The following is a 14,347-nucleotide window of genomic DNA, read 5'->3' on the forward strand; positions in this document are numbered from 1 at the left end:
CTTACTTTGCGTTCAGATTCGGATTGCGGTCGTACTTACTTTCCAGTGTGCCCGTGTAGCCGGCAGCCTTCAAGGAAGCCAGATGCTGCTGGAAGTCCTGCTCGGACACGACCTTCACGCGGAAGAGCATTTCTGAGTGGTACTCCCCACAGAGTTCGGCACATTTGCCGTCGTAGGTGCCAATCGCCGTCGGCGTCAATGTCAGGTAGTTCGTCTTTCCCGGAATGACGTCGAGCTTACGCAAGAATGCCGGCACCCAGAAGGAATGGATGACGTCCCTGGAGTTCAATTGCAGTTCCACGGATTTGTTCACCGGAAGATAGAGCGTAGGCAGCGTGTCCTGATCGACGGGAGTACCGTCCAGGTGGATTTGCGTGCCGCCCTCGTAGACACTTTCGGCAATGACGTTGTCATTAATGTCGGGCTTGGCTACGTAGTTGAAGTCCCAGGACCACTGCTTGGCGCGGACATCAATAGTGACGGCGGGTGCAGGATCACGGGCGTCCAAGGACTGCGTGGTCGCATCGGTGAAGTAGAAGAACACAATCACCATGAATAGCGGAATGACAACGTAGAAGATTTCCAACGGCAGGTTATAACTGATCTGCCGAGGGAAACCCACCGTGTTTTTCCGGCGGCGGTAGGCAATAATGCACCAGATCATCAGGCCCCAGGTAATGAGACCGACTATCATGACTGTGATCCACGAATTCACCCACAGGTCTATAACCTGCCCGGTATGGTTCGTGACATTACGCTCGGACGGCAACCAGCCGTTTTTTGACTCCGGGGTACATCCAGACAAAGCCAACGCGCCAACAATGAGCAATCCCGATATCGGAATGAACTTTGCACGTCGGCTGCCGGTACGGTCCTGCGAACTCACAGACGGCCCTTCCTCTTCTTGCTGTTGCTCCAGCCGGCTTCCGGCGGGAGCAAATCTTAGTTTTACTACTCGGTGTAGAGCTTACCGCCCGCACTCAGGAAAATGTGCATATCGGCCGGTTTACGTGGCGTGGTTTCGTCAACCCTACCGAGTGCCGCTCTTTAGCCTAGTAGTTTTCGCCGCCGGTGTCCGTCTGCCGGCAGTTGTTGGGCCGGAGATCGTTAGTGGAAGGAATCTCCACAGGCGCACGAACCCCCTGCGTTGGGATTATCGATCGTAAAGCCCTGCTTCGAGATGGTGTCTTCGAAATCAATGCCAGCGCCGTCCAGATACGGCACACTCATTTTGTCGATCACCACTTCTACGCCGTCAAAGTCGCGTACGGCGTCGCCGTCGAGCAGCCTTTCGTCGAAGTAGAGCTGGTAAATCAGTCCGGAGCAGCCGCCGGGCTGAACGGCGACACGCAGTCGCAGGTCCGTCCGGCCTTCTTGTTCCAGCAGGCTGCGGACTTTTCCGGCGGCGACATCGGTGAGATTGACACCGTGGCTCGTTGTATCCTGTGCAATGCCTGAGACCTCGGTAGTCGTGGTCCCTTCAGGGCTGATAGTGCTCATGGCAATTCCTAACGTGGGTGACTATTACATGCTACGGCCGGCACCACACCGACCGTAACTGTTAGAACCTAATTCTTGCCCCGTCTGTTCCCTCTATTGGTGCTGGGCCGGGGTGCCTGTTCAGGCTCCTTCAGAGTTCAGGGTAGCGAGCAGCAAAGCCTCAGCCAGGATTCCATGCTCAAAGTCACCCAAATGCAGCGACTCGTTGGCACTGTGCGCCCTGGAGTCCGGGTCCTCCACGCCGGTAATCAGAATCTGAGCATCCGGAAACAACTCCTGCAGGTCCGGAATGAACGGTATAGAGCCACCCATGCCGGCCTGCACCGGTTGCACGCCCCACGACGTACCCATGGCCCATAGAGCTGACTTCGCGGCCGAACCACGGGTGTCAGCCGCAAAGGCTTGTCCCTGTTCCCCTGGAGTGAAAGTCACGGCTGCCCCGAACGGGGCATTCAGCGCCAGGTGCTCGCGCACAGCCTGCATGGCGGCTTCCGTATCCTGCCCGGGCGCCAGTCTGAGGCTGAACTTAGCCCGTGCCGACGGCAACAGCGTGTTGGAACTCATCGCAACGGAGGGAACATCCATGCCAATAATCGACAATGCAGGCTTCGTCCACAGCCTCGACGCGAGCGACCCCGTCCCGGCCAGACGCACGCCGTCGAGCACAGAAGCATCAGCCCGGAAGGTGTCCTCAGGGTAGTCAACGTCCGTTTCGTCGACGGCGACGAGCCCCTTGATAGCGACGGAGCCGTCGTCATCGTGCAGGGTAGCAATCAGTCGTGCCAACAGCGTTGGCGCGTCCAGAACGGGGCCCCCGAACATGCCGGAGTGGACAGCATGGTCCAGCACCCGCACCTCAATCGTCCCGTCGACAAGGCCGCGCAAGCTCGTGGTGAGCGATGGCGTGCCGACGGCCCAGTTACCGGAATCCGCCACGACGATCACATCGGCGGCCAGCTGATCCTGATAGGTCTGCAGGAAGGTCCGGAACGTAGGAGAGCCGGCTTCCTCCTCGCCTTCGATAAAGAGAGTCACGCCAAGGCCGAAGTCGGTACCCAGTACGTCTGTGACCGCCTGCAGAGCACCAAGGTGAGTCAAAATTCCCGCTTTGTCATCGGCGCTGCCGCGACCGAAGAGCCGCCCGTCACGCTCGACGGCCGTAAATGGCTCCGTTTCCCAGAGACTTGCATCCCCCGGCGGCTGCACATCGTGATGGGCGTATAGCAGGATGGTCGGCTTACCGGGGTGTGCAGGTTTCCGGGCAACGACGGCCGGACCTCCCGGCGTTCCGTCCGCCTTGTCGACGCGCAATATCCTTACGTCCTCTAGGCCCGAGGAACGGATCAGCTCTGCCACTGCCTCAGCGCTGCGTTCCAGCTCTGCCGGATCAAAGGCGTCCCAGGCAATGCCCGGAATAGCGACCAAATCGATCAGTTTACCTATTGTGTCGCGGAAGCTGCGTCCCACACTGTCACGGAGGGCCGACACATCCACACCAGATCGTTCTTGCCCAAAAGTGACTTGTTTCGATCCGGAGGCAGCGACCGCCGCCTCATTGTCCGGGAATTGACGGGTGCCGTTGGAGTCTTCATTCATGAGCGCCACCCTACCCGGGCGGGGCAGGACGACCAACTGGCGCGATCTCGAACAGACAACTACCGGCGCCTGATCGACATTATCCTAAGGCTTGTGGTGTGGGACCTGCTGGTTTAGGGGCCGGTGATGATGGTGCGGGCGAAGTTTTGGGCGTCTTTGAGGTTGTCGTGGTGGGTGTTGCGGATCCATACTCACGCCCTATTCTTCGTCCCGATCCCGGACAACCCCGCAACCCCGCACTGATCCGCTGCCGCGACGCTGTGCAGATACACCGCATCCAACCGACGCCACGTACCTTCAACTGCACCAATAATCGACAGTCACGCCTCCTGCGACACAGCCCGCGGATCCGTAACCAAAACTTCCGCCAACAACACGTTCACCTGCTCCAACCGCGCCACCATCCCCGTCGACGGCCCCGCCACAAAACCCTCCCCAACAACCGTCTCCCCAGGAACCGCCACCAGCGGGAGCAGCTGAGCCACCAACAAAACCGCCACCAGCGGGAGCAGCTGAAACGGTAGCGGGAACTGCGGTGTCGGCCGGAGCCGCCGAGCTGGCGGCTCCGCTGACGTCTGACCCGCTGGTATTGGACCCTCCGTCGTCGGGTTGGCCGGTCCCGGGAACAGGGACGGGGCCGGAGCTTAGGCCCGCGCGCTCGAGCCGATGCGGATACTTCGCCGTGACCGCAGCCAGCACCCGGGCCAGATTCTCCCGATCAATCTCCACACCACCCACCACCCGAACCCGGCAACCCTCACCGGCCACCTGCACCGGAAAGAAAACCGGAAAGAAAACCGGAAATCCTCCCGATCTCCAACTACTCCAAGGCTACGAAAAGACACTGACGTCAACAGGACAATAAACCCCAAAGCAGGCACCTGTGGAAAAGTAGTTTGAAAAGCTTTCCGCGCCATGATGCGACCGTGCGTGGTGCCACGGTTTCCCTGTCCGTGTCTGACGGAAGGAGGCCGCGCAAACGAAGACCAGTATTCCGTTGCCCCGACGAACCCCGACGAGCCCCGGCCACCCCGGCCAACCCCGGCGAACCCCCGCGGGCGCTGAAACGGCTCGGTCGCAGCTCTGTCCCGAAACAGAGTATCCTAGGGTGGTGTTTGGACGTAAGAATGATGCCCCCTCCGCCCAGTCTGTCGCCGATGATTTAGCTGCCCAGGCGGCGGCACGTCAGGTTGGCCCGAGGGCAGCAAAGGGAGTTCCCACCCCGACCCGCAGGGAGCAGGAGGCAGCGCGCCAGCGCCCGCTCGTTCCGAACGACCGTGGAGCAGCAAAAGTGGCGCAGCGGGACGCGCGCCGTGAAGAGCAGGCACGGATGCGCCGTGCTATGGATACCGGGGAGGAGCGCTTCCTCCCGGTTCGGGACAAGGGTCCACAGAAGCGCTTTGCCCGTGACTTCGTGGATTCGCGGTTCAGCTTGGGCGAGTACGTAATGTTCGCCGCGCTCGCGATTGTGATTCTGTCGCTCGTAGTTCCGGTAACCGCTAACACCCAGATCATTGTCTTCGGTGTCTTCTGGCTGATGGTAGTGGCAGTCGCCATTGACTGTGTGATTCTGTCCCGTAAGCTCAAGCGCCGGGTACGGGAAAAGTTCGGCTCCATTAATTCGGGCGTGGCCTGGTACGGCACCATGCGTTCCCTCCAGTTCCGCAGGCTGCGGTTGCCCAAGCCCATGATCAAGCGCGGGGCAGCGGTAAAGTAGCCGGCTCCAGCTCTGCCGCCGTGCCACGGGATCTGCGGCGGAGTTCGCTGGGACGGTAGCGCACCCGTAACTCCCGATAAAGGGGGCTAGGCTGGCTGGATGGAATACCGATACCTTGGCCAATCAGGCCTGAAAATCACTGAAATTACCTACGGCAACTGGCTCACGCACGGCTCCCAAGTCGAAAATGACGTCGCTGCTTCCTGTGTCCGGGCGGCGCTGGACGCTGGCATCACCACCTTTGACACCGCCGATGCCTACGCTAACGGCGCTGCGGAGGAAGTCCTCGGCGCAGCCCTGGCGGACCAGCGGCGGGAGTCCTTGGAAATCTTCACCAAGGTTTATTGGCCGGTGGGGCCGAAGGGGCCCAATGATACCGGGCTTTCCCGCAAGCACATCATGGAGGGAATCAACGGCTCCCTGCGCAGGCTCGGGATGGACTACGTCGATTTGTACCAGGCTCACCGCTATGACCATGAGACGCCCCTGGAAGAAACTATCCAAGCCTTCGCCGACGTCGTCCGCCAAGGCAAGGCACTGTATATCGGGGTGTCCGAATGGTCGGCCCAGCAGTTGCGCGACGGCCAGGCGCTGGCGAAGGATGCGGGTTTTTCCCTTGTTTCCAACCAACCGCAGTACTCCGCTTTGTGGCGGGTCATTGAGGCAGAGGTAATTCCGGCATCCAAGGAATTGGGCATGTCCCAGGTTGTTTGGTCTCCCATGGCGCAGGGGGTCTTGTCCGGGAAGTATCTGCCCGGTAAACCTGCCCCGGAAGGTTCCCGTGCGACTGATGAAAAAGGTGGTAAGGACACGATCAGCCGCTTCATGGACGACGACGTCCTGACGGGTGTGCAGAAGCTGCGGCCGATTGCCGAACAGCTGGGCCTAAAGATGTCCCAGCTCGCTATTGCCTGGGTGCTGCAGAACCCGAACGTTGCCACTGCGTTGGTAGGAGCGTCCCGGCCGGAGCAGGTGGCCGAAAACGTCAAGGCCTCCGGGGTGAAAATCCCGGCGGAACTCATGGCGGATATCGATTCGGCCCTTGGCGGCAGCGTTGAGCGGGACCCTGCTAAGACGCAAAGCCCCGAAACCCGCGTGGCCTAGACGCTACCTTTTCCGGGCGGCCAGTTCTCGGTTGATTCTGGCCGCCCAGAATGGGCCTTCGTAGAGAAACGCCGTATAACCCTGCACTAGAGCGGCGCCGGCAGCCAACCGCTCCTGAACGTCGTCGCCGTTTTCCACCCCACCGACGGAAATCAAAGCCAACCGCTCCCCCACGGTGGATTTCAGTCGCGTGAGCACCTCCAAGGAACGCTCCTTCAGCGGAGCCCCGGAAAGACCTCCGGCGCCGCAGGCGGCAACCTTCTGCGCTGCTGCCTTGAGGTCGGAACGCCCAATCGTTGTATTGGTGCAGATTATGCCGTCCAGCGCCAGATCCAGTGCCAGTTGGGCCACGTCGTCGACGTCCTCGTCTGAGAGGTCCGGGGCGATCTTGACCAGCAGCGGCACGTAGCGACCGGCGGATTCATCAGCGGCCGCGCGGACACCTGCCAGCAGCGGGCGCAGCGAGTCAACGTTTTGCAGCAGGCGTAGACCGGGGGTGTTTGGCGAGCTGACATTGACCACAAGATAGTCGGCCGACGGCGCCAACGCGCGTGCGCTGATTAGGTAGTCGGCCAGCGCGTCGGGAAGTTCGACGTTCTTCGTCTTGCCGATATTGACGCCGATCAGCGGCCGGGGAGCGCCGTACCGCCGGACCAGCCGGACTCTGGCGGCGGCCAGCCGGGGGGCGACTGCGGCGGCACCGGCATTATTGAAGCCCATCCTGTTGATCACGGCGCGGTCCTCGACCAAGCGGAACAGCCGGGGCTGCGGGTTCCCAGGCTGCGCAGCCCCGGTAATTGTACCGATTTCGATGTGGCCAAAGCCGAGGTCCGCCAGTGCGTCAATGCCGAGCCCCTCTTTGTCGAATCCGGCCGCCAAGCCAAAGGGTGAGGGAAAAGTCAGGCCCATGACCGTTGTCCGTAGTGACGCAGGCGGCCCGGTCAGCCGGCGCAGCAACGTCCCTGCTCCGGCGGAATGTGCGGCTTTGATGAGGGTAAATCCGATTCGGTGGGCGCGCTCGGCGTCCATCCAGGCAAAGCAGACACGGAAGAAGGTCGGATAGAGGCGCATGGTTACCAGTTTTCCGTCTTCGGGCGCCAGCACCAAACCGGTGCCGCACGTTCTGCAGATTCCTTGTGCCACGTCCCCGTTCGCAGGGCTGATACCAGCAGCGAAGCGACGGCGGACGCTAGCATGGCCAGATGAGCAGCAGCGAAAATACGGACAGTTTCGAAGCAGAGGTGGTGGTGGTCGGTGCCGGGCTTTCCGGACTCGTCGCCGCGGCGGAAGCGTATAACGCGGGCCGGTCGGTCCTGATTCTGGACCAGGAACCGGAGGCTTCCTTGGGCGGTCAGGCACATTGGTCTTTCGGGGGTATCTTTCTGGTGGACTCTCCGGAGCAACGGCACCTTGGCGTGAAGGACAGTGCCGAGCTGGCGTTGAGTGACTGGCTGGGCTCGGCGGCCTTCGACCGGGTCGAAGACCATTGGCCGCGGGAATGGGCCAGAGCGTACGTTGCGTTCGCCGCCGGGGAAAAACGCGCTTGGTTGCATTCGCTTGGCGTGCGTTTCTTCCCGCTGGTGCAATGGGCCGAACGCGGCGGCTACGACGCCCAAGGGCACTGTAATTCCGTCCCGAGGTTCCATGTTGTCTGGGGAACGGGGCCCGGAATCCTGCAGCCATTTCTCGCCAAACTTGCGGAGGGAGTCGACGCGGGCATGGTTCGGTACGCCTTCAGGCATCGGGCGACGGCGCTGTTGACTGCGGGCCCCGGGACGGATGCAGCCGGGACGGGCGCGGCGGGGGCGGCCGGGCCGCACGCGTTGCCTCAGTCGGTGGAAGGCACAACAGATAGCGTGATTGGCCTCAGCGGTGATGTGTTGGAGCCCTCGGACGCCGTGCGCGGCGCACCGAGCTCCCGCACCGTCGTCGGCACCTTTACCGTCCGGGCCCGTGCCGTGATCGTGACCACCGGCGGAATCGGCGGCAATCACGAACTCGTCCGCCGGCAATGGCCCGGCGGCAAGGCACCGGGCTATCTGCTCACGGGTGTGCCGGCCTCGGTGGATGGAGAGTTTCAATTTGTGGTCGCGAAGGCGGGCGGATCGCTGATCAACACGGACCGGATGTGGCATTACCCGGAGGGCATCCACAACTTTGAACCGGTGTGGCCTAACCATGGCATCCGTATTTTGTCCGGCCCGTCTCCACTGTGGCTTGATGCCACGGGCAAGCGCTTGCCCGTTCCGCTGTTCCCGGGCTTCGATTCGCAAGGGGCGTTGCGTCACATCGTGGCCACGGGATACACACACTCGTGGTTTATTCTCAACCGGACGATCATCAACAAGGAATTTGCGCTCTCGGGCTCGGAACAGAACCCTGATCTCACCGGTAAGGACCTGAAATTGCTCGCCAAAAGGGTGCTACCGGGCTCCATCGGGCCGGTGCAAGGTTTCCTGGACCGCGGGATCGACTTCCTCCAAGCCGGAACTGCTGCGCAATTGGCTGCGAAAATGAATGCGCTGACGGGTGCAGACTTGATCGATGGTGAAGCCCTGCATGATCTGATCGCCGCCCGGGACCTGCAGGTCCGCTGCGGGCTCGGCAAGGATACGCAGCTTAACGCCATTCGCTCCGCCCGCCGGTTCGCGACGGACAAACTCATGCGTGTTGTCCCGCCGCACGAAATGCTGGCCCCCGAACACGGTCCGCTGATTGCCGTCCGACTCTCCGTCCTGACGCGCAAGAGCCTCGGCGGTATCCAGACAGATCTGCGGTCCCGGGTCCTCGCTGCCGACGGGGCCCCCATTGCCGGTCTCTTTGCCGCGGGTGAGGCCGCCGGTTTCGGGGGCGGCGGGGTGCACGGTTCCCGTGCGCTGGAAGGAACCTTTTTGGGCGGCTGCCTCTTTTCCGGACGGAGCGCCGGGCGGGCCGCGGCGGCTGAAGTGGGCTGAGCGACGGTTCAGACGCGCAAGGAGACCTACGCCCGGCTCCGGCGCCGGGGTGCACGGCTATCTGCTTGCCCCCGACGACGCGGCCGGCCGGACCCGGCTCCGCCTGCGCTATCCCCGGGCCGCGTCCACCGCCGCACCATAACGGCGGTCCCGGCGGGCATACTCATCAACGGCTTCCCAGAGGGTACGCCTGTCCACATCCGGCCAGAGCTTATCCATGAAGACGAACTCGGCATAGGCGGACTGCCACAGCAGGAAGTTAGAGAGCCGCTGCTCGCCGCTGGAACGCAAAAACAGGTCAACGTCGGGAACGTCGGGGGTGTACATGAATCGCTGAATCGTCTTTTCGCTGACGGAGCGCGGGCTGATCTTCCCGGCTGCGACCTGTTCGGCGATGGCGCTCACGGCATCGACGATCTCCGCGCGTCCACCGTAGTTAACGCACATTGTCAACGTCACCGTATCGTTGTCGCGTGTCTGTTCCTCGGCGAGTTCGAGTTCGCGGATGACCGAACCCCACAATCTCGGTTTCCGGCCGGCCCAGCGGACCCGGACGCCCCACGCATCCAACTGGTCCCGCTGGCGGCGGAGTACATCCTTATTGAAGCCCATCAGGAATCGGACTTCCTCCGGTGACCGTTTCCAGTTTTCCGTGGAGAACGCATAGACGCTGACGTATTTTATGCCCATCTCGATCGCTCCGGCCATGACATCGAGCAGGGCAGGCTCCCCTGCCTTGTGCCCTTCGATGCGCGGCAGGCCCCGCTGGTTGGCCCAGCGTCCGTTGCCGTCCATGACGATTGCGACGTGCGCCGGGACCAGGTCGGCGGGCACCTCCGGCATCCGGACACCGGCGGGATGCGGCCAAGGCGCGGTCACCGCGGGCTTGTCCGCGTTGCGCGTAGTCGAGGTGGTTCGCCGGCCGGGCAGGCCGCGGGGGAAAGGCTGGGCCAAGGCTAAGCACGCTCCAGATGTTTCAGGGAGCGTACCGTCCGCTCCAGATGCCATTGCAAATACACAGCCACGAGTCCGGCAGCTTCCCGGCGGTGCTGCGGCGCGGAGACATCCGCCGCAGCCCATTGACCGGACAGCAAGGCGGCTAACAACTCCATAGTCTCCGCCGCGGGCGACGGTGAGCCTGGCGGCCGGCACGCATGACAGACAGCACCGCCCAGGGCTGCGGAAAAGGCGCTATGCGGGCCGGTGGCACCGCAGCGGGCGCAATCGGTGAAGCTCGGGGCCCAGCCGCCGGTTGCCAGCGCACGCAAAAGATAGGAATCCAGAATCAGCCCGGGGGCGTGATCGCCGCGGCTCAGCGACGCCAGCGCGCCGACCAGCAGCAGGTACTGTGCCGTCGCGGCCTCGCCGTCCACATCCGTGAGGCGCTCCGCGGTCTCCGTCATCACCGCTGCCACCGTGTAGCGGTCATAATCGGCGGCGATTTTTCCGCCATAGGAGCCCTTGGAAACGGCCTGGGTCACAATGTCCAGACTTCGGCCAGAAACCAGCTGCAAATCGGCAACCATGAATGGCTCCAGCCGGGCGCCGAATTTGCTGCTCGTCCGCCGGACGCCCTTGGCGACTGCCCGAATCTGCCCGTGGTTGCGGGTGAGCAGCGTGATGATGCGGTCCGCTTCACCGAGTTTGTGCGTCCGGAGCACGACGGCGTCGTCGCGGTAAGTACGCACGGCGAAAGAGTTTCTGGACACCCGTCCATTGTCGCACCCGAGCAGGGACAGACGGTTCAGGCGGGGCGGTTCGGGTTTCGCGGAGATCTACATGCTGCCCGGCCTTGGCCGGCTGCCGCAGACGATCACCGGCGTTTCGTGCCGCGTTTTCGAACAGACTGGTGTCTGGTTCGAAATGTGGTTGCATTCCCGGGTGCAGCCAAGCGACACTGGCTCCCATGCCCATACCTTCTTTGTTGCAGCTTGTGCTCGATCTGACCGGCACGTTCGCCTTCGCGCTCAATGGCGGGCTGACGGCGGTCCGCGCCGCTCGGCTGGACATCGTCGGCGTGCTCACCACGGGAATGGTGACAGCGCTGGGCGGTGGAATATTGCGGGACATCATGATCGACTCACTTCCGCCGGCAACGTTTAGCGACTGGCGTTACCTGGCGGTCGCGGCTGGCGGCGCGCTGGTCGCTTTCTTCCTCGCAAGGCCGCTGCAACGGTTCACCATGACGATCGATGTGGTCGACGCGTTCGGGCTCAGTTTCTTTTGCGTTGCCGGCGCCAGCAAGGCCTTGGAGTTCGGTCTGGGCGCCGGACAAGCCGTCATTCTCGGAGCCCTCACGGCCGTCGGTGGCGGCACGCTGCGGGATGTTCTGCTCCGCCGGGTCCCGACGGTATTGACGAGCGGTCTTTACGCCGTGCCGGCGCTGATCGGTGCCGCGATCACCGTGACGGCCACCCTTCTTGGGATCTACGGCATTCCGGCCGCGATCACAGCGGCGGCGGTGTGCTTCCTCATCCGTCTGATAGGAATCCGCTACAGCCTTAACGCACCGCAAGCGCCAGTGATCGACCACGAGTGAGCACGAACCGCTGTCCGCAGTGCCGGCGTATTAGGCGCCCCTTTGCCACACCATGCGGCTGTTCCGTCAGTTCGATGTCTTCAGCCAGGCCAGCGAGGCAACGACCAGCGCTGCCGTGCCGGTGCGCAGGGTGGGCTGCATGACGGGCAGGAACAGCGGGGAGTGATCTGCGGGGACGTCATTCTGGAAGGCGGCCGCACCTTGTCGGCCGTTGCTTTACCGTTGTCGGTGACCGGAAAGCTGTCGAAGACCTCGAAATCCGGGTCGCGGGGTCAACCGCTGGCTAGGCACTCCGCGCGCACAATCCTTCGGATCGCTTCCTGCATCCGCTGACGGGTCTGCGGGGAATAAGTGCGCACATTCAGTGCGATGACGGCGCGATGCGGGATGATGTTGCTCTTGCTGCCGGCTTGGATGCTCCCAATGGTCAGCACCGCCGTCTCCGCCGGCGGCGTCTCGCGCGAGACCACCGTCTGCAGCCTGACCACTACCATCGCCACGAGAACGACCGGGTCAACGGTGTTTTGCGGCATGGCACCATGTCCGGCACGTCCGTACACGGTGACCTTCATGCTGTCTGCGCTGGTCAGGAACGGACCGGCGTGGGTGCCGACAGTGCCGGCACCGCCGGGAAGCACGTGCTGGCCCAATGCGACATCCGGCGCGGGCATGCGCTGCGGGATGCCGTCGTCAACCATGCCTTGGTCGGATCGGTCGGCCGTCAGCTTGGCTGCACCGAGCAGGCAGGAGACTTGGATATCATGGCCGCATGCGTGCATGACCGGCACCTCATAGCCCTCGGCATCTTTCGCGGTCACGGTGCCCGAGTATGCGGCACCGGTGTCCTCCTTCACTGGTAAGGCGTCCATGTCCGCGCGCAGCAGGACCGTGGATCCGGTGCCGTTCTTGAGCACGCCGGTGACGCCCGTGCCACCGATGCCGGTATCAACCTGATAGCCATAATCCCGCAGTTGTGCCCGAAGCAATACGGCAACCGTATTTCCGCCAGGGCGCTGCACAACGGGCTAAGCCATAACTAGCCGGTTTTCCAGGGATGTTACGAGCTCATAAAGTCCGGGCTTACGGCTGTAGGTCCCGGATTGCCCGGTTTACCGCGGAAATTACGGCCTTCAGCGAGGACATCGACGTATTGGAGTCAATGCCGACGCCCCACAGGACCCGCTCGCCCACGGCACACTCGACGTAGGCGGCGGCCCGGGCGTTGCCGCCTTCGCTGAGCGAGTGTTCGGAGTAGTCCAGTACCCGCACATCCACCCCGTCCTCATGCAGGATGGCCAACAACGCGGCTATCGGGCCGTTCCCGGTACCACTGCGGCGCTGTGGGACGCCGTCGATCGTCACGTTGGCCGTGAGCGTGATCTGCGCGTCGTCGTCGGTCTGCGTGGTGACCGAGCCAAGTGTGTAGCGGCCCCACTGGCTGGTGCTGCCGCCGTCGTCGGTTGGCAGGTACTCATCTACAAAGGTCTCCCACAGCTGCGCGGCGCTGACCTCCCCGCCAACGGTGTCCGTCCGGCGCTGAATGACACCGGAAAACTCCACCTGTGCCCGACGCGGCAGGTCCAGGCTGTGCTCGTTTTTGAGCAGATACGCCACCCCGCCTTTGCCGGACTGGGAATTTACCCGAATAACCGCTTCGTAGCTGCGACCCAGATCCTTCGGATCCACCGGGAGATAAGGGACAGCCCATGTCACGTCCTGGACACTTTTGCCTGCCTGCTCGGCATCGTGCTCGAGCGCTTCGAAACCCTTCTTAATGGCATCTTGATGCGAGCCCGAAAAGGCCGTGAAGACCAGGTCCCCGCCGTATGGCACGCGCTCCCCCACGGGCAGTTGATTACAATACTCGACCGTGCGCCGGATGTTATCGATGTCGGAAAAGTCGATCATCGGGTCTATGCCCTGGCTGAACAGATTCAGCCCCAGCGTCACCAGATCAACGTTGCCCGTCCGCTCGCCGTTACCGAACAGGCAGCCCTCGATCCGGTCCGCCCCGGCCAGGTAGCCCAGCTCCGCTGCCGCCACGCCCGTTCCGCGGTCATTGTGCGGGTGCAGGGAGAGAATGATGCCTTCGCGCGGATGCAGATTACGACTCATCCATTCGATGGAATCGGCGTAGACATTGGGTGTGGCCATCTCAACAGTTGCCGGCAGGTTGATGATTACCTGGTTGTCTGCGGATGCTTCAAAAATGTCCGCTATAGCGTTGCAGACCCGTACGGCGTACTCGGGTTCGGTGCCGGTAAAGGACTCGGGGGAATACTCGTAGGTGATCTGCGTATCGCCGAGGGACTCTTCGAATTTTTTGCACAACCGGGCACCCTGCCGCGCGATGTCCAAAATGCCGTCCTGATCCTGGTTGAAGACAACCCGGCGCTGCAATACCGAGGTTGAATTGTACAGATGGACTATCGCCGTCCTGGCCCCGGTGAGAGCCTCATACGTCCGCTCGATCAGGTGCTCGCGCGCCTGCGTCAGCACCTGAATGGTGACGTCTTCCGGGATATGACCACCCTCAATGAGCTGACGGACAAAATCGAAGTCCGTCTGCGAAGCGGATGGGAAACCTACCTCGATCTCCTTGTAGCCCATGTTCACCAACAGCTGGAACATCTTCAGTTTCCGCGCCGGACTCATTGGGTCAATCAACGCCTGGTTGCCATCACGCAGGTCCACGGCGCACCAGCGCGGGGCCTTCGTAATGGTCTTATCCGGCCAGGTCCGGTCAGGTAGTTCCACCGTGATTTGCTGATGGAACGGGATGTAACGGTGGGCGGGCATCCCGGAGGGTTTTTGGGCGTTTCTCATTGATCTGGCCTTTTCTATTCGCTCTTCGATGGAGATCGGCCGGGCACCACACACACCGCAGCGAGGGATTAGCCTGCCAGCTGCCTGCCGAGGGCCTGCGCAGCCATTTTC

General features: G+C 62.5%; 13 protein-coding genes. 4 read left to right on the forward strand and 9 right to left on the reverse strand.

All coding sequences use genetic code 11. The annotated features are described in order from the left end of the window. Position 1: 1 nt before the first annotated feature. The 4 genes from ctaC to IV500_RS12570 all read right to left on the reverse strand — a co-directional run bounded on the left by ctaC (position 2) and on the right by IV500_RS12570 (position 3,825). A complete protein-coding gene (gene ctaC / locus IV500_RS12555; protein WP_196397154.1) occupies positions 2-886 on the reverse strand; it encodes an aa3-type cytochrome oxidase subunit II in 885 nt (294 codons plus the stop codon). Positions 887-1,107: 221 nt separating this feature from the next. Then, positions 1,108-1,500 carry a HesB/IscA family protein gene (locus tag IV500_RS12560; RefSeq protein WP_196397155.1) on the reverse strand — a complete coding sequence of 131 codons (393 nt, stop codon included), beginning with the start codon at positions 1,498-1,500 and terminating at the stop codon, positions 1,108-1,110. A 120-nt stretch (positions 1,501-1,620) separates the two neighbouring features. Beyond that, positions 1,621-3,096 carry a dipeptidase gene (locus IV500_RS12565; protein ID WP_196397156.1) on the reverse strand — a complete coding sequence of 492 codons (1,476 nt, stop codon included), beginning with the start codon at positions 3,094-3,096 and terminating at the stop codon, positions 1,621-1,623. 297 nt (positions 3,097-3,393) lie between these two features. After that, the gene (locus tag IV500_RS12570; RefSeq protein ID WP_196397157.1) at positions 3,394-3,825 is read right to left on the reverse strand and encodes a hypothetical protein; all 432 of its coding nucleotides are present in this window, start codon (positions 3,823-3,825) and stop codon (positions 3,394-3,396) included. 382 nt (positions 3,826-4,207) lie between these two features. Between IV500_RS12570 and IV500_RS12575 the strand changes: the two genes are divergently transcribed. Both IV500_RS12575 and IV500_RS12580 read left to right on the forward strand, forming a co-directional pair. Further along, complete coding sequence (locus IV500_RS12575) at positions 4,208-4,813, forward strand: DUF3043 domain-containing protein (RefSeq protein ID WP_196397158.1); 606 nt, start codon at positions 4,208-4,210, stop codon at positions 4,811-4,813. A 99-nt stretch (positions 4,814-4,912) separates the two neighbouring features. After that, the gene (locus IV500_RS12580) at positions 4,913-5,917 is read left to right on the forward strand and encodes an aldo/keto reductase family protein (RefSeq protein ID WP_196397159.1); all 1,005 of its coding nucleotides are present in this window, start codon (positions 4,913-4,915) and stop codon (positions 5,915-5,917) included. A 3-nt stretch (positions 5,918-5,920) separates the two neighbouring features. Here IV500_RS12580 and IV500_RS12585 read toward each other — a convergent pair whose 3' ends face one another. Then, positions 5,921-6,988, reverse strand: a complete 1,068-nt coding sequence (locus IV500_RS12585) for a quinone-dependent dihydroorotate dehydrogenase (protein ID WP_196397160.1) — start codon at positions 6,986-6,988, stop codon at positions 5,921-5,923. Positions 6,989-7,119: 131 nt separating this feature from the next. On the opposite strand from IV500_RS12585, the gene IV500_RS12590 reads away from it, so the two are divergent. Continuing rightward, the gene (locus IV500_RS12590) at positions 7,120-8,871 is read left to right on the forward strand and encodes an FAD-binding dehydrogenase (protein WP_196397161.1); all 1,752 of its coding nucleotides are present in this window, start codon (positions 7,120-7,122) and stop codon (positions 8,869-8,871) included. A 108-nt stretch (positions 8,872-8,979) separates the two neighbouring features. On the opposite strand, the gene IV500_RS12595 is transcribed toward IV500_RS12590, so the two are convergent. Then, entirely contained in the window at positions 8,980-9,801 is an 822-nt protein-coding gene (locus IV500_RS12595) for an isoprenyl transferase (protein WP_230854911.1), read from the reverse strand. 26 nt (positions 9,802-9,827) lie between these two features. Next, the gene (gene recO, locus IV500_RS12600; RefSeq protein ID WP_196397163.1) at positions 9,828-10,580 is read right to left on the reverse strand and encodes a DNA repair protein RecO; all 753 of its coding nucleotides are present in this window, start codon (positions 10,578-10,580) and stop codon (positions 9,828-9,830) included. A gap of 197 nt (positions 10,581-10,777) precedes the next feature. On the opposite strand from recO, the gene IV500_RS12605 reads away from it, so the two are divergent. Further along, the gene (locus IV500_RS12605; protein WP_196397164.1) at positions 10,778-11,410 is read left to right on the forward strand and encodes a trimeric intracellular cation channel family protein; all 633 of its coding nucleotides are present in this window, start codon (positions 10,778-10,780) and stop codon (positions 11,408-11,410) included. Positions 11,411-11,682: 272 nt separating this feature from the next. On the opposite strand, the gene IV500_RS12610 is transcribed toward IV500_RS12605, so the two are convergent. Then, the gene (locus IV500_RS12610; RefSeq protein WP_230854898.1) at positions 11,683-12,396 is read right to left on the reverse strand and encodes a M20/M25/M40 family metallo-hydrolase; all 714 of its coding nucleotides are present in this window, start codon (positions 12,394-12,396) and stop codon (positions 11,683-11,685) included. A gap of 94 nt (positions 12,397-12,490) precedes the next feature. Continuing rightward, entirely contained in the window at positions 12,491-14,236 is a 1,746-nt protein-coding gene (leuA, locus tag IV500_RS12615) for a 2-isopropylmalate synthase (RefSeq protein WP_196397165.1), read from the reverse strand. Positions 14,237-14,347: the final 111 nt, after the last annotated feature.

The organism is Arthrobacter terrae (assembly GCF_015708085.1).
In the GTDB taxonomy this organism is placed as follows: Bacteria; Actinomycetota; Actinomycetes; order Actinomycetales; family Micrococcaceae; genus Arthrobacter_M; species Arthrobacter_M terrae.